At 30.5% G+C, this 26,719-nt stretch carries 36 protein-coding genes; 15 read left to right on the top strand and 21 right to left on the bottom strand.

Annotation, left to right across the window (positions count from 1 at the left end; genetic code table 11):
* The first annotated feature begins 85 nt into the window (after positions 1-85).
* Positions 86-1,006, top strand: a complete 921-nt coding sequence (locus tag EV01_RS02315; RefSeq protein WP_032517003.1) for an NAD-dependent epimerase/dehydratase family protein — start codon at positions 86-88, stop codon at positions 1,004-1,006.
* Here the strand turns inward: EV01_RS02315 and pgsA are convergent.
* Positions 980-1,519, bottom strand: a complete 540-nt coding sequence (pgsA, locus tag EV01_RS02320) for a CDP-diacylglycerol--glycerol-3-phosphate 3-phosphatidyltransferase (protein WP_080725751.1) — start codon at positions 1,517-1,519, stop codon at positions 980-982. The genes EV01_RS02315 and pgsA overlap by 27 nt on opposite strands.
* A gap of 186 nt (positions 1,520-1,705) precedes the next feature.
* Here pgsA and EV01_RS02325 point away from each other — a divergent pair, with 186 nt between their 5' ends.
* Entirely contained in the window at positions 1,706-2,317 is a 612-nt protein-coding gene (locus EV01_RS02325; protein WP_032517005.1) for a PCC domain-containing protein, read from the top strand.
* A gap of 10 nt (positions 2,318-2,327) precedes the next feature.
* Here the strand turns inward: EV01_RS02325 and EV01_RS02330 are convergent, their stop codons facing one another.
* From EV01_RS02330 to nth, 3 genes are read right to left on the bottom strand one after another with little or no spacing between them, the layout of a single operon-like run.
* Positions 2,328-2,516 carry a hypothetical protein gene (locus EV01_RS02330; protein WP_002805798.1) on the bottom strand — a complete coding sequence of 63 codons (189 nt, stop codon included), beginning with the start codon at positions 2,514-2,516 and terminating at the stop codon, positions 2,328-2,330.
* Positions 2,517-2,542: 26 nt separating this feature from the next.
* On the bottom strand, positions 2,543-3,202 hold the full coding sequence (locus EV01_RS02335; RefSeq protein ID WP_032517006.1) for an SDR family oxidoreductase: 660 nt from the start codon (positions 3,200-3,202) through the stop codon (positions 2,543-2,545).
* A gap of 35 nt (positions 3,203-3,237) precedes the next feature.
* Positions 3,238-3,891, bottom strand: coding sequence for an endonuclease III (gene nth, locus EV01_RS02340; protein ID WP_032517007.1), 654 nt, complete (start codon positions 3,889-3,891; stop codon positions 3,238-3,240).
* 95 nt (positions 3,892-3,986) lie between these two features.
* On the opposite strand from nth, the gene EV01_RS02345 reads away from it, so the two are divergent.
* Both EV01_RS02345 and EV01_RS02350 read left to right on the top strand, forming a co-directional pair.
* Positions 3,987-5,045 (top strand): ABC transporter ATP-binding protein, encoded by a 1,059-nt coding sequence (locus tag EV01_RS02345; protein WP_032517008.1) that lies wholly within the window; start codon positions 3,987-3,989, stop codon positions 5,043-5,045.
* Between the two features lie 243 nt (positions 5,046-5,288).
* Positions 5,289-5,843, top strand: a complete 555-nt coding sequence (locus EV01_RS02350) for a ferritin (protein WP_032517009.1) — start codon at positions 5,289-5,291, stop codon at positions 5,841-5,843.
* Here EV01_RS02350 and EV01_RS0109135 read toward each other — a convergent pair.
* A complete protein-coding gene (locus EV01_RS0109135) occupies positions 5,829-6,119 on the bottom strand; it encodes a hypothetical protein (protein ID WP_032517010.1) in 291 nt (96 codons plus the stop codon). The genes EV01_RS02350 and EV01_RS0109135 overlap by 15 nt on opposite strands.
* Before the next feature lie 4 nt (positions 6,120-6,123).
* The gene (locus EV01_RS02355) at positions 6,124-6,711 is read right to left on the bottom strand and encodes a Crp/Fnr family transcriptional regulator (RefSeq protein WP_025933439.1); all 588 of its coding nucleotides are present in this window, start codon (positions 6,709-6,711) and stop codon (positions 6,124-6,126) included.
* 153 nt (positions 6,712-6,864) lie between these two features.
* Between EV01_RS02355 and EV01_RS02360 the strand changes: the two genes are divergently transcribed.
* Positions 6,865-7,053: a hypothetical protein gene (locus EV01_RS02360; protein WP_032517011.1), complete on the top strand. Its 189-nt coding sequence runs from the start codon at positions 6,865-6,867 to the stop codon at positions 7,051-7,053.
* Here EV01_RS02360 and EV01_RS02365 read toward each other — a convergent pair.
* The 3 genes from EV01_RS02365 to EV01_RS02375 form a co-directional block, all read right to left on the bottom strand.
* Positions 7,046-7,834 carry an ABC transporter ATP-binding protein gene (locus tag EV01_RS02365; protein WP_032517012.1) on the bottom strand — a complete coding sequence of 263 codons (789 nt, stop codon included), beginning with the start codon at positions 7,832-7,834 and terminating at the stop codon, positions 7,046-7,048. The two genes, EV01_RS02360 and EV01_RS02365, sit on opposite strands and share 8 nt — an antisense overlap.
* Positions 7,835-7,938: 104 nt before the next feature.
* Entirely contained in the window at positions 7,939-9,261 is a 1,323-nt protein-coding gene (locus EV01_RS02370) for a Rieske (2Fe-2S) protein (protein WP_032517013.1), read from the bottom strand.
* A gap of 158 nt (positions 9,262-9,419) precedes the next feature.
* Positions 9,420-9,614, bottom strand: a complete 195-nt coding sequence (locus tag EV01_RS02375) for a hypothetical protein (RefSeq protein ID WP_025931807.1) — start codon at positions 9,612-9,614, stop codon at positions 9,420-9,422.
* Between the two features lie 367 nt (positions 9,615-9,981).
* Here EV01_RS02375 and EV01_RS02380 point away from each other — a divergent pair, with 367 nt between their 5' ends.
* Entirely contained in the window at positions 9,982-10,323 is a 342-nt protein-coding gene (locus EV01_RS02380; RefSeq protein WP_032517014.1) for a hypothetical protein, read from the top strand.
* Between the two features lie 21 nt (positions 10,324-10,344).
* Here the strand turns inward: EV01_RS02380 and EV01_RS02385 are convergent, their stop codons facing one another.
* From EV01_RS02385 to EV01_RS09880, 3 genes are all read right to left on the bottom strand, one after another.
* Entirely contained in the window at positions 10,345-10,527 is a 183-nt protein-coding gene (locus EV01_RS02385; protein ID WP_032517015.1) for a hypothetical protein, read from the bottom strand.
* Positions 10,528-10,865: 338 nt separating this feature from the next.
* Positions 10,866-11,162: a hypothetical protein gene (locus tag EV01_RS02390; protein WP_011818319.1), complete on the bottom strand. Its 297-nt coding sequence runs from the start codon at positions 11,160-11,162 to the stop codon at positions 10,866-10,868.
* Positions 11,163-11,258: 96 nt separating this feature from the next.
* On the bottom strand, positions 11,259-11,408 hold the full coding sequence (locus tag EV01_RS09880; RefSeq protein ID WP_193741449.1) for a hypothetical protein: 150 nt from the start codon (positions 11,406-11,408) through the stop codon (positions 11,259-11,261).
* A 76-nt stretch (positions 11,409-11,484) separates the two neighbouring features.
* On the opposite strand from EV01_RS09880, the gene EV01_RS02395 reads away from it, so the two are divergent.
* From EV01_RS02395 to EV01_RS09985, 4 genes are all read left to right on the top strand, one after another.
* Positions 11,485-11,883, top strand: coding sequence for a hypothetical protein (locus EV01_RS02395; RefSeq protein WP_032517016.1), 399 nt, complete (start codon positions 11,485-11,487; stop codon positions 11,881-11,883).
* Between the two features lie 127 nt (positions 11,884-12,010).
* Complete coding sequence (locus EV01_RS02400) at positions 12,011-12,325, top strand: hypothetical protein (RefSeq protein ID WP_032517017.1); 315 nt, start codon at positions 12,011-12,013, stop codon at positions 12,323-12,325.
* Positions 12,326-12,704: 379 nt separating this feature from the next.
* Positions 12,705-12,899 (top strand): hypothetical protein, encoded by a 195-nt coding sequence (locus tag EV01_RS09875; RefSeq protein ID WP_032517018.1) that lies wholly within the window; start codon positions 12,705-12,707, stop codon positions 12,897-12,899.
* Positions 12,900-13,157: 258 nt separating this feature from the next.
* Positions 13,158-13,337, top strand: a complete 180-nt coding sequence (locus EV01_RS09985; RefSeq protein ID WP_032517121.1) for a hypothetical protein — start codon at positions 13,158-13,160, stop codon at positions 13,335-13,337.
* A gap of 34 nt (positions 13,338-13,371) precedes the next feature.
* On the opposite strand, the gene urtE is transcribed toward EV01_RS09985, so the two are convergent.
* The 8 genes from urtE to ureE form a co-directional block, all read right to left on the bottom strand.
* Complete coding sequence (gene urtE / locus EV01_RS02415; RefSeq protein ID WP_032517019.1) at positions 13,372-14,082, bottom strand: urea ABC transporter ATP-binding subunit UrtE; 711 nt, start codon at positions 14,080-14,082, stop codon at positions 13,372-13,374.
* 2 nt (positions 14,083-14,084) lie between these two features.
* A complete protein-coding gene (gene urtD, locus EV01_RS02420) occupies positions 14,085-14,834 on the bottom strand; it encodes an urea ABC transporter ATP-binding protein UrtD (protein WP_032517020.1) in 750 nt (249 codons plus the stop codon).
* On the bottom strand, positions 14,827-15,957 hold the full coding sequence (gene urtC, locus EV01_RS02425) for an urea ABC transporter permease subunit UrtC (RefSeq protein WP_032517021.1): 1,131 nt from the start codon (positions 15,955-15,957) through the stop codon (positions 14,827-14,829). The genes urtD and urtC overlap by 8 nt, the downstream gene beginning before the upstream one ends.
* Positions 15,957-17,111, bottom strand: a complete 1,155-nt coding sequence (locus EV01_RS02430; RefSeq protein WP_032517022.1) for an ABC transporter permease subunit — start codon at positions 17,109-17,111, stop codon at positions 15,957-15,959. Before EV01_RS02430 ends, urtC begins: the two co-directional genes overlap by 1 nt.
* Before the next feature lie 83 nt (positions 17,112-17,194).
* Positions 17,195-18,472, bottom strand: a complete 1,278-nt coding sequence (urtA, locus tag EV01_RS02435; RefSeq protein WP_011862858.1) for an urea ABC transporter substrate-binding protein — start codon at positions 18,470-18,472, stop codon at positions 17,195-17,197.
* Positions 18,473-18,599: 127 nt separating this feature from the next.
* Positions 18,600-19,211, bottom strand: coding sequence for an urease accessory protein UreG (gene ureG / locus EV01_RS02440; protein WP_032517023.1), 612 nt, complete (start codon positions 19,209-19,211; stop codon positions 18,600-18,602).
* A 3-nt stretch (positions 19,212-19,214) separates the two neighbouring features.
* Positions 19,215-19,901 carry an urease accessory protein UreF gene (locus EV01_RS02445; protein ID WP_032517024.1) on the bottom strand — a complete coding sequence of 229 codons (687 nt, stop codon included), beginning with the start codon at positions 19,899-19,901 and terminating at the stop codon, positions 19,215-19,217.
* Positions 19,894-20,343: an urease accessory protein UreE gene (ureE, locus tag EV01_RS02450; RefSeq protein WP_032517025.1), complete on the bottom strand. Its 450-nt coding sequence runs from the start codon at positions 20,341-20,343 to the stop codon at positions 19,894-19,896. Before ureE ends, EV01_RS02445 begins: the two co-directional genes overlap by 8 nt.
* A 48-nt stretch (positions 20,344-20,391) precedes the next feature.
* Between ureE and EV01_RS02455 the strand changes: the two genes are divergently transcribed.
* The 4 genes from EV01_RS02455 to ureC are packed head-to-tail and all read left to right on the top strand — an operon-like array spanning position 20,392 to position 23,684.
* Complete coding sequence (locus EV01_RS02455) at positions 20,392-21,294, top strand: urease accessory protein UreD (protein ID WP_032517026.1); 903 nt, start codon at positions 20,392-20,394, stop codon at positions 21,292-21,294.
* Positions 21,295-21,344: 50 nt separating this feature from the next.
* Entirely contained in the window at positions 21,345-21,647 is a 303-nt protein-coding gene (locus EV01_RS02460; RefSeq protein WP_025924424.1) for an urease subunit gamma, read from the top strand.
* Between the two features lie 2 nt (positions 21,648-21,649).
* Positions 21,650-21,970: an urease subunit beta gene (locus EV01_RS02465; RefSeq protein ID WP_032517027.1), complete on the top strand. Its 321-nt coding sequence runs from the start codon at positions 21,650-21,652 to the stop codon at positions 21,968-21,970.
* Between the two features lie 4 nt (positions 21,971-21,974).
* Positions 21,975-23,684: an urease subunit alpha gene (gene ureC, locus EV01_RS02470; protein WP_032517028.1), complete on the top strand. Its 1,710-nt coding sequence runs from the start codon at positions 21,975-21,977 to the stop codon at positions 23,682-23,684.
* On the opposite strand, the gene EV01_RS02475 is transcribed toward ureC, so the two are convergent.
* Positions 23,681-24,907: a glycosyl transferase gene (locus EV01_RS02475; protein WP_032517029.1), complete on the bottom strand. Its 1,227-nt coding sequence runs from the start codon at positions 24,905-24,907 to the stop codon at positions 23,681-23,683. The two genes, ureC and EV01_RS02475, sit on opposite strands and share 4 nt — an antisense overlap.
* Positions 24,908-24,957: 50 nt before the next feature.
* Between EV01_RS02475 and EV01_RS02480 the strand changes: the two genes are divergently transcribed.
* Positions 24,958-26,718 carry a sugar phosphorylase gene (locus EV01_RS02480; protein WP_032517030.1) on the top strand — a complete coding sequence of 587 codons (1,761 nt, stop codon included), beginning with the start codon at positions 24,958-24,960 and terminating at the stop codon, positions 26,716-26,718.
* Position 26,719 lies beyond the last annotated feature (1 nt).

Below are 26,719 nucleotides of genomic sequence, written 5' to 3'. Positions count from 1 at the left end.
TCCTTTTCATTAATTACTTATTAGTAGTACTATTCAATATGTAATTCTATTTAAGATTACTACTTCAGTTAAATATTTTTTGAATATGAAAATTCTTGTAATGGGTGGCACTAGATTTGTTGGCAAGTCTTTGGTTGGAAAGTTATTAAGTCAAAATTATGATATTGATATTTTCACGAGAGGTAATAAAAGTAATCCTGAAAAAACAAATTTAATTAAGGGGGATAGAAATAATTCAGAAGATATCATCAAGTTAAGAAATGAAAAGTATGATGTTGTTTTTGATATTTCTGGACGAGAGTTAGAACAAACCAAACTTCTTATAGAAAATTTAGATCACTCTTTCCAGAGATATATATATGTAAGCTCTGCAGGTGTTTATAAAGATAATTGTGAACTACCCTTATCCGAAGTTGATCCAATTGATCCAGAAAGTAGGCATAAAGGAAAGTTTGAGACAGAAAGTTGGTTAAAAAACCAAAAAATTCCTTTTACAAGTTTTAGACCTACTTATATTTATGGACCAGGAAATTATAATAAAATTGAAAATTGGTTTTTTGAAAGGTTATTTACTAAAAAATCTATACCAATCCCTGGTGACGGTTCTTTAATTACTCAGCTAGGCCATGTTTCGGATCTAACTGATGTAATGATTAGGTGCATAAATTTTGAAAATTCCAAAAATAATATTTATAATTGTTCAGGTGAAAAAGGAGTAACAATCAAGGGTTTAATTTATTTCTGTGCGAATGTTCTTGGATTAAACCAAAATGAAATTTCTTTAAGAACATTTGATTATCAAAAATTAGATCCTAAGTCTCGAAAGGGATTTCCAATTAGATTAAATCATTATCAGACTGATATCTCTAAGATAAAACGTGATTTAGAGTGGGCGCCATCTTTTGATTTGCTTAATGGTCTAAAGGATAGTTTTGAGAATGATTTTAATAATAAAAATAGTGAGGAGTTTGATGAAAATTCAGACAATATTCTTTTTAATTCTTAAATAGCCTAATAAAGTCATAAAAGTCAGTAAGAATCCTAACCAATAAAAAATCAAAGCCAAATTATTTAATAAGCCAATTTTTAATGGTGTAAAGAAGGTAATTACTGAAATAAAAAAGAAAAATGTTTTATATTTTCCTAACATTGATGCTGGTAAACCGTCTCTTGTCGAGTTCCTTAGGCTAGAGATGATTAATTCTCTAAATAAAATTAATGACAAAGACCAGAAGGGTATAAAATTATTTTTACAAAGGAAGGTCAAAGGAATTAAATAGAATACTTTATCGCTTAAGGGATCAAGGATTGCACCTAATCTGGTTTTAAGATTAAATTTCCTTGCAATTAACCCGTCAAAATAATCAGTTAAACCTCCAATAATAATCAATACAAAGACATAAAAAGGTCTGTTAATTTCTAAAAAAAGTATTAATGGAAATACAAGGAAAAGGCGAGATATCGATAATAAATTAGGAATATTCAATCCCATATTTTTAAGATTTTTTCTTAATAACAAATTAGTTTTTGTATATAAAAAATATCTTACACTCTCAACAAGCTTAAATTTTTAGTAGAAATATTATATTGTTTTTGATGTTAGATTCTAAAATATAAATTTAAATCTGAATCCTAAAGATTATAAACTCAACTTCTCTTTATGAATGATGATGTTTTATATTACAAAATTATTCCTTAATTTCTAATGCAGCCTCATAGCCTAAAGCTATCTCCAGAATCTGATTTGATAAATTCAATTAAAGAATATTCTTTATCGAATAATTTATACGGCTATGTTTCTGGAGTGGTTGGTAATCTTAGAAAAGTTTGTATTCAATGCCCAGGTAATCAAGAGATAAATAAATTTGAAGGAAATCTAGAGATAGTTTCTTTAAACGGACATTTTAATAAAGGAGATGTTCATTTACATTTGAGTTTTGCAGATGAGGGATGTAATGTGTTTGGCGGGCATCTTGAGGAGGGATGTATTGTAAAAAAAGGTACTGATATATTATTACTTTCTTTTGAACAGAAAATTATTAATATCTCAAATCATGATTTAATCACTAATGAATCACGCGTAAAAGCATATATTTTAGCGGATTGTCCTTGGTCTAAAAGAGCAATTAGGTTGCTTAATTCTTTATCTATCCCTCATGAAGTTACTCTAATAGACAATGATGAAAGCTTTCAAAAAATTATGGCTCAAAGTAGCCATAATACTTTCCCTCAAATATTTTTGGATAATAAATTTTTTGGAGGATATGATGAACTTTCAGAACAAGCAAAATTGGATAACTTAATTTCATTTAAGTAATCTAAATTTTTTAACTATCACGATTAGTAAGCTTTTCAGCAACTAATTCGTCCTCTAACTGCTTTATTAATCTTGATACAAGACTTTGAAATTCGGGTTGACAACCTTTAAATGCAGCTTTATGTCTTATTGGCTCATTTCTAGTTCTTAAATCAGTAAGCATTAATTGTAATGCATCAATTTTGGGATTTATTTTCATAGTTTTAGTTTATATATTTACATCTTTTAAATCATTTGCATAGCTTTTTTAAAAGAAATCTTTTTATTATCATTCGAACTTGTAACTTCTATTAATTTATTAATGGATTCTTTGTTTTTTAGAGAATCTATACAACATTGGGCAACTAATCTTCTTGGGATTGATCCATTAATTTGAGTATCCTCTTTTGAGTAATTTATATTTTCAGATTTAATATCTTCATTTTCCTTTAATCCTCCAGGTCTAATAATAGTCCATTCAAAGTTTGAATTGCGTAGAAAGTTTTCACCTAATTTCTTCCAAATAAGAATTAAACCAAATAAGTTTAATGGGTGAAATAATTTACCAGTACAAAGGGAACTAACTAAAATAACTCTTTTAATACCAACTCTTTTGCAACTCTCTAATTGCCTGTATACACCTAATGCATCAACCTTTGCAGGACCAGTTAAATCTAATGATGCCCTCGCTCCAGTCGCGATTATCAAAGCATCAATATCTTTTAAAGCTTCATCAAGTTCTCCTTTTTTGTCTAATGAAATCCTAATTGTTTCTAAACGCTCTAGTCCTGCTGGTACTTTTGAATTCTTTCTGATGATTTGCCTTACTTTATATCCTTTCTTAACTGCTTCTTCGGAAATTCTATAACCTGTTTTCCCCGAGGCACCAGTAATTGCTATTTTCATGATTAAAAAACTAATTTAATTATTATATAAATTTCTTAAGGCTTTTTACATATAAATTTCTTTTTTCTTTTGGGATAAAGAGTGCGACATAAATAACATTTTGTTCCATCACAACCTCTTGCTGTACAGAATTCTCTTCCATAAAAGATTATTTGCAAATGTAAGGTATTCCAATCATTAACAGGAAATATTTTTTTTAGGTCTTTTTCTGTTTGAACTACGCTATCGCCATTTGATAGTCCCCATCTTTGCGCCAACCTGTGTATGTGAGTATCTACTGGAAATGAGGGTATTTTAAACACTTGAGACATTACAACTGATGCTGTTTTATGACCTACGCCTGGAAGAGATTCAAGCTTCTCAAAAGAATCTGGGACCGTACCATTATGCTTTTCAATCAACAATTTAGATAAGTTATAGATGTTTTTTGATTTTTGATTAGATAGACCTAAAAATTTTATGTATTCGTAAATGCCATTAATACCCAACTGCATCATCTTTTCTGGGTTATCTGCAACTTTAAATAAGCTTTTTGTTAATTCATTAACTTTCTTATCTGTTGATTGGGCACTTAAAACTACGGCGACTAGAAGTGTATATGCATTTGTATGATCAAGGGGTATTGGAGGCGATGGATATAGCTTTTTGAGTTCCTTGAGGATTATTTCAGCTCTTTCAGACTTTCTCATTAAATTTGAAAATTACATGGTGTATAAAATTATACATAGGATATTTTAGGTGAATATTTTCTGCTAACTTAATATATTTGAATGAGAAGAACTTAGTGAAAAATGATGCGTTAATAATTGATGATTTGTATCATAAATATGATAAGCGAGAATGTTCAAATTGGATATTAAACGAAATTAACTTGAAAATTGAAAATGGCGAATTGTTAGGGTTGCTTGGTCCTTCTGGTTGCGGAAAAACTACACTTTTAAGATTAATTGCGGGGTTCGAATATCCCTCTAAAGGCAGGATTACTCTAAATGATAAGGAAATTTCGAGTAGTAAAAAAATTCTTAGTCCTGAGAAAAGAAATATTGGTATGGTTTTTCAAGACTATGCACTTTTCCCTCACTTAACTGTTTTGGAAAATGTAATTTTTGGTTTGAAAAACAAAAAAAACAGATCTAGAGTTGATTATTTATTGAATGTTGTTGGTCTTGATAGTTTTGTTGAAAGGTACCCACATGAATTATCTGGAGGCCAAAAACAAAGACTCGCAATTGCAAGAGCACTTGCTCCAGGTACAAATTTTATTTTATTAGATGAACCTTTTTGTAGTCTTGATATGCATGTCAAACTAAAATTGAGAGGTGAACTCCCTAATATCCTAAAAGGTTGTAATGCAAGCGGATTGATGGTTACTCATGATCCGGAAGAAGCAATGTCAATTTGCGATAAGGTTGCCATTATGAATGATGGGAAAATACATCAAATTGATACGCCAATTAACCTTCTAAATAATCCCAAAACCATATTTGTTAGTAGTTTTATTTTGGGCAATAATATTATTAATCTTAAAAAAAATGGAAATTCATATATTTCTTGTTTAGGTGAAATAAATTGTTCAGAGTATTTGAAAAATAAAGGTATCAAAAGTATGTCAATTTCGCCTAAATTTATTTCAATTAAAAGATCAGAATCTGGTAATGCGATTGTTATATCTAAAGAATTTCTTGGAGAATTTCTTATATATAAAGTATCTATTAATGGAAACATATTAAGGGTTAGAACTGATATTAATAATCTCCTTAATAATGGAGATAAATGTTCTCTTTCTATTAATACAAATAGTTATTATTTTTTATATCCTGGAGCATATAAGGAATATATATAGATTTTTTTTATAGGCAATTACACTTGCCCCCCTTCCAATTAGAGCATTTTTTCTTTTTACATTTCTTTTTTTTACTGTTATATATTTTATTAGTTAATAGCAGTTCAGAAAATCTGTACTGAAAATCCATTTATAGTATTGAGACTGATTTTCATTATCATATTATTTAATTTAATTTAAAGGATATATTAATTACTAATTTATACAAAATGTTGTATTATTTAATTAGTTTCTTATATAGCAATGAAAGAAAATAATCTAAAGTTAAAGAAATTAATTAATTTTGGTCCATCTGGAAGAGCTGTCGCACAACCAATTGACAAAAGTTTATTGGATAATATTTTTGAACATTTAACAATGGAAAGATACGCCAATGTTCAGTATTTTTCTATATACCTCTGGTTTCAAGAACGTGATTTAAATGGATTTGCTTCTCATTTCCTAAGTGAATCACAAGGTGAAATGGAACATGCTCAGAAATTTGCAGATTACTTAATCGCAAGAGGACAAAGCGTAAAATTAGATGAAATTCCTGCACCAGTTCAAGCATGGGATTCAATAGAGGATCTAATTTCTTATTCTTTTAACATGGAGGCTGATTTAACTTCATCTCTGCAACAACTTTATTCTATTTCAGAAAGAATTTCAGATACAAGAACTAATGTATTTTTAGATCCAATCATTGAGGCTCAAACTAAATCAGAAGATGAATTCGCAAACATACTTGGTAAAGTAAAGTTTGCCTCTAATCAACCTTCTGCAATCTTATTAATAGATAGTGATTTAAAGAAAAAATAGATTACTTTCAAATTTATTTTCATTCAACGTTCTTTTCGTTATTTCAAAAAGCAAATTAGAAAAGTTAATATTCTCAGTATTGTTTTTAATTAAGAGCTCAGCTATTTTATAAATCTCATTAACTCTTTTAAAAATATTTCTGTTTTCAGAAAATAACCTACCCTTCAATGCTTTATTTTCTGTAGATTTGTACGATTGCTTGATATTTCTAAGTCTATTCGATAAAACCTCAACTTCCAGTAACAAGTTGTTAGTTAGTGATTGTGATTCCTTCATATTTTTATAGAGGCGATGTTTCAATAAAAGAAGGAGCAACACTAACTGTTTGGGTTCCAATAGGAGCTATTAATAACTCAGATGATCTTAATTTAGAAATTAATCTTGTTGATGTTACTCGTGTAGAACCGATTAATTCACCAATCCTTTCATGAGTTAACCTAAAAGGTAACTCACACCATTGACCACATCTTCTACCTAGACGATTTACTAGTATTGAAAACAACGCTTGTAATCGCTGTTCTGCATTTCCTAAGTGTCTAATCCTGAGGAGTTGCAAAGTCCATTCATTTACTGCATCGAAACCAATATTCTCATCAATATTTACATTGCTGTGAAAAGACAAATCTGTTAGTGCCTCTACACAGACACCCTCGCTACATAAAAGGTCGGTTCTTAATTGATCTCCTGATTGTAAAAATGCGAGTGTCATTCCTTCTGTTTCTTCACATGGACAATAGACTCTTGCAATTCCACTTTCAACTTCTAGACATGTACCTTTTGGTCTTGATGAAGGATCTATTAATACGGATTGTCCAGTTATTATCCTTACTGATTTTGACGGAGATTCTCCATAACTATGGAAATTCATTTATTTAAATATGATAATGAGAATTATTATCAATTATGCACTAAAAAATTACTTATTGCAATAGATTCTCATTATCATCATATTTCTGAAGTTTTTCTTTACAAAGTATTTATGAATATAATTTTGGTAGAATTTCTAAATATTTTATTTTAAATGAGCGTAAATAGAGTTTGCTTTAATTGTGGAAGTTATTCATTCGTCTCAGACCGATCTTTAGGAGGTAAGATTGTCTGCTCTAAATGTGGATCTTCTTCATTTAAAAATAAATCTAGTTCATTTTTAAAAAGTAGAAAATTAGTATTTCTTGTTATTGCGATAGCTATTTTTATAATTGTTATTTAGATATTCTGTTTATATTCCAAAGTCCATTATTGTTAGTTACCTCTACTTGAATACCAAATAACTTATTAAAATTTTCACTATTCATAACCTTATTTTGATCTCCATCAGCGATTATTTTGCCATCTTTTAGCATTATGACCCGGTCATAAATTTTGGTAATCGTTGAAATATCATGAGTGACGCATAAAATTTTCGTATTTAATTTTGATATTTCATTAACCTTATCAATTACAAAAAACTTTGATTTATAATCTAAATTTGCAATTGGTTCATCTAGGATTAGAATTTCCGGTTTTTTGATTAATGCCCTTGCAATGAGAGAAATTTGTTTTTCTCCATCTGATAAATAGGAAAAATTCTTTTTCGATAAATTAGAAATATTCATTTTCTTCATGATTTTTTCCACCTTATAAGAATCTCTTTCAGATTTTTTTTGTACGTAACAATATCTCCCATATAGTCCACTCAAAATTAAATCAAAAACTTGTAAATTTGGATTAATTCTATTTTTTATATCATTATTTACGGTACTTATTTTATTTCTTAGGTCCCATAAATTTACAAGTTCTTTGTCAAATATCTTTAGTTTCGATTCATTAGCTACTACTGGGTATAAGTTTCTATTAATTATTTCAATTAGAGATGATTTACCTGAGCCATTTGGCCCAATTAATATTACATTTTCTGAATAAGATATCTTTAAATTTAAATCTTTAATTACTCTAAAGCCATTTTTAAAACAATTTATATTTTTTGCGTCAAACCAAAATTTGTTAAACACTAAAACTTATTACTCCAAAATATAATCAATTGAATCGAGCTTAAAATAAATATAAAAAGATAAAGCCAATTCAACCATGCTGGTCTATCTACTTTCTTCATTGATTATATTATTAACATAAAAAATATAAGTGGAGCAGCAAATCTTACAAATGTTTTTCTAATAATATCTATGTTATTTGCAATTTCTAACTTCTTTATCTCAGGAGGATATTTCAATATAACTTTGTCGTATACATCAAGATTTTGAGTTTTGTTAACATTTTTCCATGGTTCATCTTTATCTTCAGACTTCTTATACCACTTCCAAAAATAATTTATTATCCTATCTTCTCCCAATAATTTTATTTCATCCTTACTTATAAATCCCATATCGTGATTATATGTTTGTGTTTTTAAAATCATATAATCCTCATCGAATATCTTATAAAAAATCTTTCTTTGAGTCTCTTTAAATAATAAGAGCTTATTAAGCAGTTTATTTTGTAGAAATTTCCTGTAGTGTCTTACTATCACTCTTGCTTTGTTTTTTCCTAGGGGGATATGATCTAAAACTTGTAAATATCTTGATGAGAAAGGATCGCCTTTGTAAATTAATATCCTTCCTGGAGGTATGTATTTTATCCGAATAAATTCTTTTGTAGGGTTATTCTTGTAATAATAAATACTTTCAATGTATGAGGGATTAATATTAATTTTCTGGTTAAAACTAACTAATACGTTTTTATTCACATCTTTATCTGGGATTGTATCGCCATGAACCCAAAAGATATGAAGGATATCTAGATGATTTTCAATAATCCTTGACCAATCACATTTGAAGTCGACTAATACCTCCTCAAAGACATAATCCTTATGTGAAAAACCATTTTCATATAATTCGTAGTTACTTATAGGTGTATCTTCACTTATATTATTTAAATCAGTCTCAGATTTTTTAGAAAAATGTACAAAAATATATCCATTTCTTTCTGAAGTTTTGTATTGAGATAAATGAATCCTTTTAGCATAGTTATCGTAGTTATTATCAACTATATGGCGACATGTTATTCTGTCGAGATTTTGACAACTTCCTCCAGATGAAAACTTAGCTCCATGATATGGGCAGGTTATTACTCCATCTGATAATGTCCCTCCAAAAAAGGAGGCTCCTCTATGTGGACAAATATTTTTAATGCACCTTACGTTTTTATTTTCATCTCTATAAAGAACAAGAGGCTCATCATAGAGTGAAAAATAATATAGCTTATTTTTTTTTAGTTCTTTTGAGGGACAAATTGCATACCAACCAAATAAACCTATATTTAAATCTTTTTGAGTTTCTCTAATATCAAACGAGTCAATTTTTACTACCGTTCCTTTTTTAAATGGCTTAAGAACGGTATTAAAGTCTTTTGATTTAAAAAAATTAATTTGTCTGTTTTCCATAAATTAATTTCTTTTTTTAATTGACTGTTTATCTTTCGGAACTATAACCCAAGTAAATAATCAATTTCTTATAAAAAGAAAATTCTCTATTATTTGTAGCAATAATTATGTATTAATCGAAAAATATTGAATCTCTATTGTATCTATGTATCTTTATTTCATGTTTTTTGTATCTTTTGTGATTCTTTCAAATTTTTTATGTAATCAATAGCATCATCAATATTTTTGTGGAAATTACATTGACCCAAGTAACAACCTATAAATCTTAAAAATTTTCTCTTGCCACCACTAATTTCATATCTATGTATTGTTCCACCATCAATAGGAGCATAAATAAGTTCTGGTAGTGCCATATTAATTTTGTATTTAATACTTAATTAAACAATAATTCATGTTTAAATACATTTCCATAGCTCAATCATATATTTAATAATTAATTTACTTATTTTTATATAGTTATTTATTGAATACCTATATATTATTTGTTATCTATTAATTATTGATATGGATTTTTTATTATGCCAAAAGCATTTAGGCGTTTTTTAAAAAAATTACCAAAAAAAATTCAAACTATAAAATACTCATTCAGAGAGTTTTTATCATCCAAAATATGAAATAGTTGTTCTGGTTAATAAATTTTTAATTTCTATAATTTTTTATAAATCATGTTCGGCAGAGTTAAATTTTAAACTATATTAAATTTGCAATTTTTGAAATATTATGATCAGAAGGGTATTTGCGCTATTCACTTTAACTTTGCTTTTTCTATTTATTAGTCCAGTTTACTCATTAGATACTTCTTCAAAAACTCTTGAAAAGTATACTAAAAAGATTTCTAGTAAGTTCACTAGAACCTACTGCAACACTACCAACTTCGGTATTTCTTATGAAGGAGCTTTGGCATTTGCTATTGGAGAAACTAATAAGGAATTTAAAAATAATAAACTCAATAAGTTGATAGATTATTCTCTACTAAAAAATTCAATAGTTAATGATTTAGAAAATAATTGCCAGGTTTTTGATTTCGATATTAGTAATTTAGGAAATTTGAAGCTTAACTAGAAATTTTATATTGTATGAGTCTTATTTTTTACCTATCCAATCATTTGGTTTCTCCATCATCCATTCGAAAACTCCCTTAGCATCTAGGTTTTTAGAAGCATAAACAAATAAAATTGGAAATATTAAAATTACTGCGCCAATAACTGCTAACTCTATTTTACCGATCCCCATCTCAGTAACTGTTAAAGCAAAATAATTAATCATTATATTTATTGAATTAAAATTTATTTCTACATAATTTATGAAAAAATTTGTATCTATTCACTTTTTTATAAAATATCTTAATTATTTATAGCGAATGATATTTGTATAAAGTACCTATTTTATTGATGCAAAAATTTTAATAATTTAAATAATAGGCTTTTGTTTGATGTTTATGAATCATGAAATCATTATTTTTACACCTATTTTTGCATTATTGATTGGATTTATAGTATTGAGAATATTAAAAAAAAGAAAGAGATCAGCTAAAAGTATTTATAAATTAATAGATGATTTGGAAAAAAAATACATATATTGATTTCTTTAGTAACAAAAAAGATTTAATCAAATTCTATTCCAACTTCTTCTTTTAAATTTCTTTCCAAATCCGGCAGATGAGGTTCAACCCAATGATCTTTGTTATCGATTCCTGCTGCATTTACATAATTCATAATATGTTGATCCACTTGCTTGTAAAGATCATGCAAATTTAAATCCATACGAATATCATGTGCAATTTCAGAGACTTGTTTTTCTGTTAGACAATGATCTGGATGAAGCAAATCACAACACGGAATTCTCTTCTCGATCAATTCATTTAGATTGATTTTTATTTCGTAATCTTGATGGACAGTCATTGAATTTATAGCTTTATTATTCTAATTCTAATTACATTTAAGGTTTTGTATATCTTTAGTCAAGAAACAAAGTTCTTTAATGCATATACGGAAATTTTAAATAAATAGATCTTCCAAATCTTTATACAAATCATCATTCTCTTTTTGGTTTTCTATAAGTTCATGTTGATCTAGTGAAAGTTCTTTTTTTGAAGTATAGAAAAGATATCCAAGGGATCCTAAAAGTAATGTTGTTGGTAAAATCATTAGCATTAAATTGACTTATAATGAATATAGTGCAACACTTATTACAGTCAAGTGCTGAACTTTAATTAATTTTTAAATGCCTACCAAGAAAAAAAGAGTTGGATTTATTCCTAGAGAAGATGTTATGAGAATAATTGAAAAGTTGAGCAAAGAGAACAATTTAAGTAATTCAAAAATAATAAGTATTTTGGTAGAAGAAGCACTTTCTATAAGAGGTATATTTAATAAAAAAAATGGTAAAGTAAATCAACCATATCAAGTAAATGGCGATAATTCAAAAAACTTTTTTGATACTTCTGGTGACTTTACAGATAAAGCAAAAATCTCAATTGACACTAACTTAGGAAATCATTTTATTCCTAGTAAATCATCCCATTTAAATAAAGAGAATCAAGACACTTTTGACTTACAAACTTATAAAAAGTTTTTATTATTCTTAAAATTTCAGGAAATGATGGATAAATATAACACTTGATAAGGTGTTGCTAAGTGATGTACTGTGCGTTAAATTGAATTTGTACATATAGGAGATTCACATATTAAGATTATTTTTCATCATTTCAAAATCTTAAATTCAATTAATCTATAAAATATTTATTACTATGAATTCATCTCTTCCAGGTTTATCTGTAAATCTCCTCCCTCCAGACAAGTTATATTGTAATTTTAGTTATTGGAGTTCATTGTTCTCTCAGGATATGCAAATTTTATGGGATAGAGCGCATGGAGTCCCTTTGGAAAAACTGCCAAAAGGGGTTTCTGATATGATTTTTCCTTATTTATTGCTTGCACTCTCAGACTATAAGACTTCGCAAATAAATAATATGAATGGAATAGGATTAGACAATCTATTAAGCCTTTGGTTTGATAAGTACTTTTTAAATAAAAATGGTTACTTCGAGCTAATCAAAAAATAATATTTAAAATTAATTATTAATATCAAATTTGATTGCTATAAAAATTTATTGTGTTTAAAAATTTTTAAGTGATTCTTTACTAATTGGCACATCAATAGTCTTGCTATAAATATATTAAATGGTTTGATGATGAATTCTTTAAATTTCTTTTTAGCAAATATGTGTATTGTCGTTTTGATATTGCTAATCAGGAGAGATATAAAATTAAGAAAAGCTAAATAAATGAAATTTAATTCAAAAACCCTAAGCTTGATATTAAATCTGTTATTTTTCTTGTTTATTTTTATTATTTAATTTTTTAGTTTTTATTCATTATTTTTTAAAAAATTCAATAATAAATATTCAAATTTGGTTGACTTTTGTTTTTAATGCGATGATAATGTCAAAAATAATTTTAATTGTGAATCCTCTTTCAGATACTTTTGATGATTTTGTTGATGATCTACTCTCATCAGATTTTGATTTGTTGAAAGGGGAACTTGATTTTCTGGTTATGCAACATTTGTTTAATTCTATAGATTTGAAGCGTATCAATAAAACTGAAATTAAAGATAACGAATCATTAGCTGCTTAACTTTTTATGAAATTATTTTATGAAAAGTTTTGGGTCCCCGTTTTTGGTTATATTTTATCAAAATTCGTTTTTTTAATAGAAGGTAAAAAGCAAGATCCTAAAAATAAAAAAAAATAGATTAATTACTTTTTATCCTCATAAGGTATTTTTAATTACATAATTTAAGTCAATATATTTTGATAACAACAAAAGTTGTGCTTTATATTTACGAATAAATGCATGGTTGAAATATATATAATTGCTTGTTTGCAAATTAAAATGAACAAAAATAATGTCTTGAAGCCATATACAGTGCATTATCGTGATTTTCAAAATATAAGATTAGAAAATTGTTTTTATGCTTTTGACGCTTACGAGGCTAGAACACTAGCAATGGAATTTAATAAGTATATTAATGATCATCCAAACAGTATAGACCTTATAAGATGCGAAAAATGATTAAAGATTTTTATTAATTTAAAATAATAATCTATTAAACACTCAAGAATTTATCTATAACCGCTTGACTTAACTCGCTAGTATTTCCGCTTGCAACAATACCTCCGCGTTGCATAGCATAATATCTATTGGCTTGTCTTACAAAATGCAAATGTTGTTCAACTAATAAAACACCAATTCCTGTATCTCTTATTATCTGGTTAATTGCATTTTCAATGTCTAAGACTATATTCGGCTGAATGCCTTCCGTTGGTTCGTCAAGTAATAGAAGTTGAGGTTTACCTAATAATGCTCTTGCAATGGCTAATTGCTGTTGTTGTCCTCCACTAAGATCTCCTCCTTTCCTTTGAAGAAAATCTTTTAGGATTGGGAAGAGGTCATAGATAAATGTGTCTATTTTCTTGTTCATAGATAATCCACCTGGTAGAGACTCCATCCCTAACATAAGATTCTCTTCAACTGTTAGGTATGGAATAATTTCTCTCCCTTGAGGAACGTAAGCCATTCCTTTTCTAGCCCTCTGATGAGGTGCTTTTCTATTAATATTTTCACCAATCAAATAGATATCGCCTTTTTTTTGTCTTAACAAACCAATTAGTGATTTCAATAAAGTTGTTTTGCCAACCCCATTCCTTCCAATCAAACAAACCATTTCTCCTGATTTAACATTTAAATCTACATCTCTAAGAATATGACTCTCGCCATAATAAGTATTTAAGGATTTTATTTCGAGTAAATTTTCCATAACTAGTCCCCAGGTCTTCCCAAATAAACATCAATAACTTTTTTGTCTTTTTGTATGGTTTCCATCGTTCCCTCACATAATACTGTGCCCTGATTTAATACTGAAACATTGCTATCAAGTCTTCTTATAAATTCCATATCGTGATCAATTACCACTACTGTATTTTCTCCTGATAAAGATTTTAATAAATCAGCTGTAAGATCTGTTTCTTCATCAGTCAAACCGGCAACAGGTTCATCTACTAACATTAAATCTGGCTTCTGACCTACTAACATGGCTATCTCGAGCCATTGTTTCTGGCCATGTGATAAAGATCCAGCTTTAGAATCAACTTTTTGAGCTAAATTAACAATCTTCATAAGACGATAAATTTCATTAAGCTGCTCATCCTTAATACTTTTATTTATAAGGTTTAAGGGACTTTTAGGAGTTGTCACCGATATTTCAAGATTTTCTTTAACTGTTAGATTTTCAAAGATTCTTGGACTTTGGAACTTTCTTCCAACACCAAGTCTGGCTATTTTATGCTCCTTTTTACCTACTAATGATTTCCCTTTAAAAATCACCTCACCATTTGTTGGCTTTACCTTTCCAGTAATTACATCAAGAAATGTTGTTTTACCTGCGCCATTTGGTCCTATTACTGCTCTTAATTCTCCTTTCTTCAAATTTAAATTAAGTTTATTAAGAGCTAAAAAACCCTCGAAACTAACAGTAATATCTATTAAATTGAGAAGATCTTTATTATTCATTATTCCCCTCCTTATTATTAACTTCTAAGCTTGGATACGTTTCGATCTTTCTTTTCAAACCAAATCTTTGAAGAAGATTCCTAGGGCCATCTCCTTGAATCCAACCTAAAACCCCTTCTGGCAGGGCTGTTACAACTAAGATAAATAACCCTCCTTGAATAAACATCCAGCTAGCAGGTAAAGCTTCACTAACTAGACTTTTTGCATAGTTGATGAAAACTGCTCCAAGTATTGCTCCCAATAAAGTTCCTCTTCCTCCAACAGCAACCCAGATAACCATTTCTATAGAAAAGGGAACAGTCATAAATTGAGGGGATACTATTCCAGACTGAACGGTATATAAAGCTCCCGAAATTCCTGCGAGACCTCCAGCAATAGAAAATATTATCGTCTTAAATATAACTGGGTTATATCCTGTAAACCTTACTCTTGGTTCATCATCTCTTATTCCTATGAGGATATTTCCAAATCTTCCTTTAACCACCCACTTTGCAAAAAACCATGCTGCTATTACTAGTATGGCGGTTATCCAAAAGAATATTCTTTGCATAGACTCAGAACCTACCATCTGACCAAATAGTTGTGTTACATCTGTTTTTAATCCATTGGTTCCATTTATAAGTTTTTGTTGTCCATTAAAAAAGTTAAAGAATACAAGAAGAGAAGCTTGAGTAAGTATAGAAAAATAAACCCCTTTGATTCTATTCCTGAAAACAAGAAATCCAATTAAACCTGCAACCAATGCTGGAATTACCCAGATAGCTAACAAGGTAAAAACAGGCGATCTAAACGGTTCCCAGAAAAAAGGTAGTTTTTCAACACCATATAAAGCAAAAAATTCAGGAATATTATTTGGAAATTCAGAGGAGCTGGTTATTTGTAAATACATTGCTGCACAATATCCACCTAATGCAAAAAATATACCTTGTCCAAGACTTAGTAAACCTGTATATCCCCAGATAAGATCAACCCCAAGTGCAACTATGGATAAGGACAAGTATCTTCCTAGAAGGTTTAGTCTAAATACAGGGAGTAGAGTTGGTGCTGCAATAATTAAGGCTATTAATATTATCCAAAATGATAATACTATTTTTTTATCAAATTTAATTTTTCTTAAGGACATTAGTTTTCAACCATCCTTCCTTTTTGAGGAAATAAACCTGTAGGTTTAAATTGTAAGAATATAACAATTAGTGCAAATATCATTACCCTCGCCATACTTGTGGTCGCAAAAAAATTAATTGTGTTTGATAAAGGTAAAGGCATATCTGGCCATATTGATAAGAGCCTTCCAGCTCCAATTAAATCTGTCATTATTCCTATCCCAAATGAAGCAAGTACTGTTCCTAATAAATTTCCTACTCCTCCCAGCACTACAACCATAAAACAACCAACTATATAGTTGCCGCCAACATTAGGTCCTACAGAACCTAAAAGAGATACTGCTACTCCTGCAACTCCTGCTAAGCCAGATCCGATTCCAAAAGTAATTATATCCACTTTTTCAGTAGATATACCAAGACAATCACTCATTTGTCGGTTCTGAGTAACCGCTCTTATACGCATCCCCCAGGCACTTTGATTAAGAAATAATGTTATTGCTATTACAGAGATTAGGGTAATAATAATTATCATTAATCTTGTTTTAGGAAATGCAGTGCCAATAATTTCAACTTGACCTCTCATCCATGAGGGCGCTGTTACATCAACATTTCGAGCGCTTGCTCTACTAAGTTTGCTGACAGAGGATGAGATCAGGCTACCTGTCAGGACCCCAGTTAAAGCAGCAAATATCCAAGAACTAAATTTAAAATATTTGAAATTTATAGATTCTTTTATTTTTGAAGGGAATGATGCTGGTAAAAATAAACCAATTATCAGACTTATAACTAAACCAGTCCCATAGGCTAAAGGTACACTTCTAACAAATTGTTGAAGAATTAAGCTTACTCCCCATGTTGCCAGAAGTGTTTCCAGTGGACTTCCATAAAGTTTCCTTATAATAGTTTTTTCAAGCAGTATGCCCACTACTCCACTAACAATAAAAGCAAGGAAAATTGAAACAATGATGTATGAATTGTAGAAAGGTTTTAATATAGGTAATTTAAAAATTAATTGTGTAACGTAAGTTGTGTAAGCCCCAAGCATCATGAGTTCTCCATGGGCAAGATTTATTACACCCATAAGGCCGAAAACAATTGCCAGACCTAATGCAGCAACAAGTAGTACAGATCCGATTGCAATACCATTAAAAAGACTATCTAGAAGTAACTCCAATTTAGAAAAAGAAAATTTTTGATTATATAAAATAAAAGGAGGTGTTAACCTCCTTTTATTTTGCAGTAAAAGTTTAAAATTTATTAAAGCTTATACTTTTCTCCTTTTGATGGATCTGTCCAATCACATGCAAATCCTTTTGAACTTGGATGCTTTTGGTTCCATGCTTGAGGAAGAACAACTCCTGTCTCTTCAAGAATTGTAAATCCACCCTCTGCATTAATCTCTCCAATTCTTACTGTTTGAGAAAGATGGTGGTTAGGCATAACTTCAACAGGACCTTGGGGTGCATCAAACTTTTGTCCAACTAAGGCTTCCCTTACTGCGTTGTCGTCAAAAGTTCCAGCATCTTCAACTGCCTGTTTCCATAAATAAACCATGTTGTAAGCTGATTCTTGAGGATCAGCTACAACACGATCAGCTCCCCATCTTTTCTTGAAACTTTTAGCAAATTTCTTAGATGCAGGAGTATCGATTGACATCATGTAGTTCCAAGCACCATAGTGACCTTCAAGGAACTCAGGACCAATTGTACTAATCTCTTCTTCAGCAATTGAATAGTTCATTACGTAGTAGCCACTAGAAGGAGTAATTCCTGCGTCTTGAATCTGTTTGAAGAATGCAACGTTTTGGTCACCATTAAGTGTGTTAATGATTATTCCACCTTCAGGCAGTGCCTTTTTGATTTTTGAAATAATTGGAGCAACCTCAGTATTTCCTAATGGAAGGTAATCTTCTCCAACAACTTTACCTCCTAACTGTTTTACCTGAGCTTTTGTAATAGTGTTAGAGGTTCTTGGGAAAACATAATCTGAACCTACAAGGAAGAAATCTCCACCAGCTGCAGGAGAACGCTTATACATGAAATCTGTAGCGGGTTCTGACTGTTGGTTTGGTGTGGCTCCTGTATAGAAAATGTTGTTAGAACATTCTTGGGCTTCATATTGAATTGGGTAGTAAAGGAAAGCATCCTTTGATTCGTAGACGGGTAACATGGCCTTTCTACTTGCAGATGTCCAACCACCAAATACAACAGGAACTCCGTCTTGGTCTATAAGTTTCTTAGATTTTTCAGCAAAAGTTGGCCAGTCAGATGCGCCATCTTCAACTATGTATTCTATTTTGTAGCTTTTGCCGCCAACTTTTACACCACCAGCAGCATTTATCTCTTCAATAGCCATTTTTTCTGTATCAACAAGGGTTGATTCAGAAATTGCCATTGTTCCGGATAAAGAATGCAAAATACCAACGGTTACTGTGTCATCGAAACTTCCGGAGGTTCCACCTCCACCACATGAAGTTGCTGTTACCGCAAGTGAGGCAGTAGCTAATCCTGCCAAAATACGCCTTGAAATTCTCATGAATTAGGATAAGTTAGGTAATTAACCCTCATTAGGGGGATAAAATAAAAGTTATTAACGAGTGGCAATATGTTTTGTATCAGTCGTAACTTTTTGTTGAATCCAATATAAAAAAAGGATTATTTTTCTAGTTTCGATTGTTGGGTATATGTGACTCTAAAAATCGAGTTATTTCTTCAACTCCTTTACCGCTACTTAGGTTAGTAAAAAACCAAGGTTTCCCTTTTCTCATAAATTCAGTATCACTTTTCATAATATTTAAATCTGCACCAACCATATCTGCTAAGTCAATTTTGTTTATTAATAATAAATCTGATCTTGTTATCCCCGGTCCCCCCTTTCTAGGGATTTTATCTCCTGCTGATACATCAATTACATATATTGATAAATCTACAAGTTCTGGGCTAAAACTAGATGCTAAATTATCACCTCCACTTTCTACAAAAACAAAATCTAAAGGGTTATATTTATTTTCTAAATCAAAAACTGCATTTTTATTTAAGGAACAATCCTCTCTTATAGCTGTATGAGGACAACCTCCTGTTTCCACTCCAATAATCCTTCCTTCCTCTAAAACTTTTTTGTTTATAAGAAAGTTAGCATCTTCTTTAGTGTAGATATCATTTGTGACAACTGCTATCTCATAATTTTTTTTTAGGCTTAGACATAGAGTCTCTACCAATGCAGTTTTTCCTGAACCTACAGGCCCAGCAACTCCTACTCTCAATTTACTACTCATAAATTAATTTCTAAAAAGTTTTGTATAAAGTTCATTATGATTTTGTTGTGCCATAGCTAAACCTACATTGCCAAAGTAGATGTCAAAAATTTCTTTGTCCATAATTTCTTTAGAAATTATTGAAATTGTTGCTAACAAGTCTTTCTGAATTATTTGTGCTTTTGTTGAACCAATAGGAATAATCCTTAACGCTGCACTAAGTTGGTTTGCACTCCACGAATAGAAAAAATTCTCAACCATTTCTAACTTCGAAATTTCAAAACAATAACAAGCCCAACTCCAAGCTAATGGCCAGGAACTTTTTTTATTTTTTTCAAATAGATACTCAAATCCAAATTCTTTGGTTAACTCAAAGAGAGAGTTTGCCATTTGAACTTGTTGAGCTCTCATTTCGACAGAGTCCTTTGATGCAAGGATCCACTTATCCAAACTCAATAGTTTTTGCAAATTACTTTTTAAATTTTTATCGTTTTCTATTTCTTTAAAAATATCAAAAAAATCTAATAAAAGTCTTCCATCTAGTCTAATCTGACCAATTTTTAGTTCACTAATTATTAAATCTTTTACCGAATTTGAATCTGTTAAATTTTTATTATGAAGATAACTCTCCATTCCCTCCGAATAACAAAATCCTCCAATTGGTAAGTTCGGACTTATTAATAAATATTTTAATAAATGACTTTTACTCATGACTATGGGCACCTCTTTCCGGAAAAAACTTTTTTTTCGTATTTTTTACATCCACTTTAAAATTAAGAAGCATATTTTTAATAACATAATCACTTTTTGTTAGAAGAATGCCCTCTTCTATTTCTACTTCGACGTGCCTATTTCCAAGATGATAAGCAGTTTTAATAAGCTCAATTTTAGAATTTGAACTAATTTCAATTAAATCTTCTGTTTTGGCAATTATCTCTACATAAAAATTGGACTTATTTGTTGAAAGAATATCTCCATCATTTAACTTGCCCTCTCTAGGTAATTGTAAAATTATTTCTTGATCACAATCAGTTAATCTTTTACCCCTTAAGACTCTTCTTTCTTCTGAACTTAAGGTAAGTTTTATAAATAAACCTAATTTCGGTTTTTCCTTAATCCAATCAGTTACAACAATTTGTTTATTCATTCTCATAATCAAAATTTATGGTTACTTTAATTTAGTAATTAAAGAAAACAATTTATGATTAAAACTTCATGGGAAGGTAATTGTTTCTTAAATTTTTTCAATAATAAAGCAAGTTTAGGAAATGTTGATAAAACAATCTTTAAATCTAAATCAACTTCTCCTTATAAGTTATTAAAGTCTACTCATGATCAAGAAGGCAGATGCATTTTACCTGTTCTACATACTGCAGGGGGAATGGTAGGAGGTGATTTACTCGATTTTGAGGTAAATCTTGAAAAAAACTCTAAGGTTTTGTTGACGACCTCTTCAGCTCAGAAAGTATATGGATCAGTTGGAAGATCTAAAATTAATCCAAAAGGGAGTTTTTCAAAGCAAAAGAATCTCATAAACATTCTTGACAATTCTCATTTAGAGTATCTCCCCCAAGAAACAATCATCTTTGCAAATGGTTTATATGAGCAAATTTTTAAAGTAACTATTTCAGAAACCTCAAGTTTTTTATTTACTGATTTAATAAGACTTGGAAGATCTTCTTCCGGAGAATCTATTGAGAGTGGAGTTTTTAGGTCTAAATTAGAAATTATGAGAAATAATGATTCACTTGATGATTGGGAATATGTTGATCAGATTGAATTATCTAAAGCAAGTTTTGTGGCCAAGTCAGGCATGGATTACATGCCCGTTTTTGGATCCTTAATTTGGATTTGCGAAAAAGATTTTTCCAAGTCAAAAATAAATAATCTTGTAGTAAATATAAAAAAGATTTTCAATAAAACTAATAATAATTTATCTATTGGAATCCTTGAAAATGGAATCTCTGTACGATTCCTAGGAAGTTCTTCTCAAGATGCTAGAAAGTATTTTTTTTGTATTTGGAAACAAATTAGGTCTGTTTGTGGATTTTGTGAGCCAAAATATCAAGGTGTATGGCCTTTACAAGATTCTATGAATTATTAATTATGTTCAGAAAGAACTTTTTTTAAGAATTTATAGATTAATTTTTTATTATGCATCTTTCACCTCAAGAAAAGGATAAATTATTGATTTTTTCTGCTGCGCTTTTAGCGGAAAGAAGGCTTAATCGAGGTCTTAAGCTTAATTATCCCGAAACAATTGCTTTTTTAAGTTTTCAAGTTCTTGAAGGAGCACGAGATGGTAAAAGTGTAAGTCAATTAATGTCAGAGGGAACTACCTGGCTTTCAAAATCACAAGTTATGGAGGGCATTCCTGAAATGGTTGATGAAGTTCAAATAGAGGCGGTTTTCCCCGATGGTACTAAATTAGTTACTATTCACAATCCGATTAATTAGTTATGAGTAATTTAATTCCTGGCGAAATAATTCCTGAAAAAGGTGAAATCGAACTAAATCTTAGTAAGCAAGTTAAAACCGTAACTGTTTCTAATTCAGGAGATAGACCTGTGCAAGTTGGATCTCATTATCATTTTTATGAAGCAAACAAGGCTTTAATTTTTGATCGAGAAATAACACGTGGTATGCGTCTTGACATTCCTGCAGGTACAGCAATTAGATTTGAACCTGGAGATACAACAGATGTCAAATTAGTTCCATTTTCAGGTTTAAGAAATGCATATGGTTTTAATTCATTAGTTAATGGTTCTTTAAATAGTTAAAATTATGTCTTATAAAATTGATAGAAAAACTTATGCTCAAACTTACGGACCCACTACCGGAGATAGGATACGGCTCGCTGATACAGAACTTTTTATAGAAGTAGAAAAGGATTTAACTACATATGGAGATGAAGTTAAATTTGGTGGAGGTAAAGTTATTCGAGATGGGATGGGACAGTCTCAGGTAAGAAGAGCTGATGGGGCTGTAGATACAGTAATAACTAATGCTTTGATCGTAGATTGGTGGGGAATAATTAAGGCTGATGTGGGTATAAAAGATGGAATGATTTTTGAAATTGGTAAGGCTGGCAATCCTGATATTCAGGATAATGTTGATATTGTTATTGGTGCATCAACAGAAGTAATAGCTGGAGAAGGCCATATTCTTACTGCAGGTTCAATAGATACTCATATTCACTTTATCTGTCCCCAACAAATTGAGACAGCACTAGCCTCTGGAATTACAACCATGTTGGGAGGAGGAACTGGACCTGCAACTGGCACAAATGCCACTACTTGTACTCCGGGTTCTTTTCATATTTCAAGAATGCTTCAATCTGCTGAAGCTTTTCCCATGAATTTAGGTTTTTTTGGCAAAGGAAACTCAACAAACGAGAATAATCTTATTGATCAGGTTGAGTCTGGTGCATGTGGATTGAAGCTTCATGAGGATTGGGGTACTACTCCTTCTACAATAAATTCTTGTCTAAATGTTGCAGATAAATTTGACGTACAAGTATGTATTCATACTGATACTTTGAATGAGGCAGGCTTTGTTGAAGATACCATCAAGGCTATTGCAGGAAGAACTATTCATACTTTTCATACCGAAGGAGCAGGTGGAGGTCATGCTCCAGACATTATAAAAATCTGTGGAGAAAAAAATGTTCTTCCTAGTAGTACAAATCCAACAAGGCCTTACACAAGGAACACATTAGAAGAACATCTTGACATGTTGATGGTTTGTCATCATTTAGATTCTAAAATCCCAGAAGACATTGCATTTGCTGAATCAAGGATCAGAAGAGAGACTATTGCAGCTGAGGATATCTTGCATGATGTAGGTGCCTTTTCAATTATTGCTAGTGATTCTCAAGCTATGGGAAGAGTTGGCGAAGTAATTACAAGAACTTTTCAAACCGCACATAAAATGAAAGTCCAAAGGGGTCCTCTATCGCAGGATTCTGATAGAAACGATAATTATAGAGTAAAGAGATATATTTCTAAAGTCACAATAAATCCTGCAATAGCTCATGGTATTGAAAAACATGTTGGGTCTATAGAAAACGGTAAAATTGCGGATTTGGTATTATGGAAACCTTCCTTTTTTGCGGTAAAGCCTGAATTAGTTGTTAAAGGAGGATCTATAGTTTGGTCCCAAATGGGTGATGCAAATGCTTCAATTCCCACTCCAGGTCCTGTCCATGGTCGACCTATGTTTGCAAGTTTCGGCCAATCTCTTATTAATAGTTCTTTTACCTTTTTAAGTAAAAATTCAATTGAACAAAATGTTCCAAATAAATTAGGCTTACAAAAGAAATGTATTGCCGTAGAAAATACCAGAAATATCAATAAATCAAACTTAAAACTTAATAGTAAACTACCAAATATTTCAGTAGATCCTCAAACTTATGAAGTTTTTTCTGATGGAGAACTACTTACTTGTGAACCTCTTGATGAAGTTCCAATGGCTCAGAGGTATTTTTTGCTTTAGAAGTTTTTAATTAATTCTTTTTCATTTATCTTTATGTCTTTTGACCCCGCAATAGCTAAATCTTCTTGCAGTTTGTTCTCACAAGATAGAACTCTTGACCAACTTGGTAATTGAAGTGTCGTAGGACAAGCTAGATAATCTTCTGTAGCAGGTCTTAATAGTTTCGCAAACTTTTGTACTGATAATTCTTCTTCGTGCCTATCGTATGGAAGTTGATTAACTGCTGAGTCTAATCCAAATTGTTTTACCCGATCTTCTCCAACTCTTTTGTAGAGAACTTCTAAAGTTGCTAGTTGAGTGCTAGTTAAAGTCTCGGCTTGATGCTCCATGAGGCCTCTTAAAACACTTGAAAGTATTTCTGTACACATTTTTTGCAATCCTTCTTTAGAAGAATCTCCAATATTTTTATGTTTATGATCAAATAAACCTAAGTCAACCTGTGCTATCTTGGAGGTCCTTACATTTCTATAAACCTCTGATAATAAACCTATCTCTAAACCCCAGTCACAAGGTATTCTTAAATTCATAGCAAGGTCTTTAGTAAAAGCAAATTCACCTGCCAATGGATATCTAAATGATTGAAGATATTGTAAAAACGGACCCTTACCAACTAACTGCTCAAGACTTGCTAATAAAGGACCCACGAATAATCTTGTTGCTCTACCTTGCAATTGATTTGTTTCTAAAGATAATCTACTGTAAAAAGCTTTTACATATGAAATTCCATATGACTCATCTAGAAGTGGAAGTATCATTCTTGAAGGATATAAAGGACTAAAAGTTCTTATATCAGCATCAAAAAGAGCAACGACTTCTGATTTTCTAGTCGCAACTCCTATGCCTTGCCATACAGCCCATCCTTTACCTGGAGTTCCTAAAAGTTCTAATCCATTTTTTTCTTGGCTTTTTAATAGCTCAATTACAGAGGGAGAATTAGTCCATTGAACGTGAACTGGGAATGGCATTGAATCAAAAAATGATTTTGCTGCCTTAACTTGCTCAACAGTTTTTGCAGAGAGAGCAATTACTAATTCATTTAAGCCTGTAAGGTTTTTTAAAACTTCTTTTATATCTTTTAATGCTGGACGCTCAAACTCTTCATATAAGCAAGGTATTAAAATGCTAGTTGATCTTCTTTTAAGACTTTTGTTTAATTCTTTAAGTAAATTTCCTGTAACTCCATATTCATGTATTGTTGTGATTAAACCTTGTTGAAAGTCCATTTTCTAATTGATGTGCAGAATGGTATTAATACTTCGATGATTTTTTCAAAGTGAAGCAAATTGATTCAGAGAAAAAATTAGATAGATTAAAAATTGATAAATTGTTAAAAACAATTTATTCAAATCATACTACAGAAGAAATTAATTTTATTTCAAACCAATTATTACAGATTCTAGATGATTTCTCAGAGAAATCTGCTTATGAAGAAATAAGAGAGAAGGAAAGGTGGAACGAATCTCATTCAGTTTTGATAACTTATGCAGATAGCATTTATAAAAATGGCGAGGCAACATTAATAACGCTTAGGAAGTTGTTAAGTAAACATTTTGGTAGTCTTTCTAAAGTTGTACATATTCTTCCTTTTCTGAAATCCACAAGCGATGGGGGTTTCGCAGTCTCAAGTTATGATTCGCTAGAAGAAAAATTTGGCAGTTGGGATGATCTCAAAAGTATTTCTAAAAATCATGATTTGATGGCTGATTTAGTACTAAACCATGTCTCATCATCTCATCCATGGGTTCAACAATTTATTAAATCCCAAGAACCGGGGATATCAAATGTTTTTTCACCGAAACAAAATCTTGACTGGTCAAATGTAGTTAGGCCTAGAAGTTCCTCTTTGTTTTCTCAAATAAATACTGATGATGGTCTTAAACAAGTTTGGACAACTTTTGGGCCAGATCAAATAGATTTGAATTGGCATAATCCTAAAATGACTCTTGAGTTTTTAAATTTAATTACTACTTATTTATCTAATGGAATTAAATGGTTAAGACTTGATGCTGTAGGTTTTATTTGGAAGGAATCAGGGACTACATGCTTACATTTACCTAAAGCACATTCAATTGTGAAACTCTTAAGAGTTCTTTTAAATAATCTTCTTGATGATGGCGTTTTGATAACAGAAACCAACGTTCCTCAGAAGGAGAATCTATCTTATCTTATTTCTGATGATGAAGCCCACATGGCGTATAATTTCCCATTGCCTCCTCTTCTTCTAGAAGCAATTATTACTTCAAGAGCTGATATTCTAAACTCATGGATTTTTGATTGGCCAAAATTACCTGAAGATACTACTTTATTTAATTTCACTGCATCTCACGATGGTGTTGGGCTAAGAGCTCTTGAGGGTTTAATGAATGAACAAAGAATTAAGGATTTATTAATTAATTGTGAGAAAAGAGGAGGATTAGTAAGTCATAGACGTTTATCAAATGGTGAGGATAAACCTTATGAATTGAATATTAGTTGGTGGAGTGCAATGGAAGACTCCAGTAGAGATGCTAAAAGATTTCAATATGAGAGATTTATTTTGAGTCAAGTATTAGTAATGGCTCTTAAAGGGGTCCCTGCATTTTATTTGCCAGCATTACTAGCTTCAGAAAATGATATCAAAAGTTTTTCTATGACAGGTCAAAGAAGAGATCTAAACAGAGAAAAGTTTAAGTCAGAAAATCTTTCGGCTGTTTTAAATAATCCTGAATCTAATGCTAATAAAAACTTAAAATATCTCCGCAATGCTATGGATGTCCGATCAGAATTAAAGCAATTTCACCCTTGTTCACAAATGAAATGTTTGTCTAAAGGTAGAAGTGATATTGTTGTAATCAAAAGAGGTAAAGGTCCTGAGTCTGTTTTTGCAATTCATAATATGACTGAAAATAAAATTAATTATCAATTGAATGATAATGATCTACCAAAAATAATTGATAATGATTTCAATACTCATGATTTTTTAACATCCACTAAATATAATTGCAAAAATATTAGTCTTGATCCTTTTCAAGTAATTTGGCTTAGTGCTTTATAAA

The organism is Prochlorococcus marinus str. MIT 9401 (assembly GCF_000760095.1).
In the GTDB taxonomy this organism is placed as follows: domain Bacteria; phylum Cyanobacteriota; class Cyanobacteriia; order PCC-6307; family Cyanobiaceae; genus Prochlorococcus_A; species Prochlorococcus_A marinus_I.
Note: the sequence above shows the minus strand (reverse complement) of the source record. Positions and strands in the feature narration are given on the sequence as shown.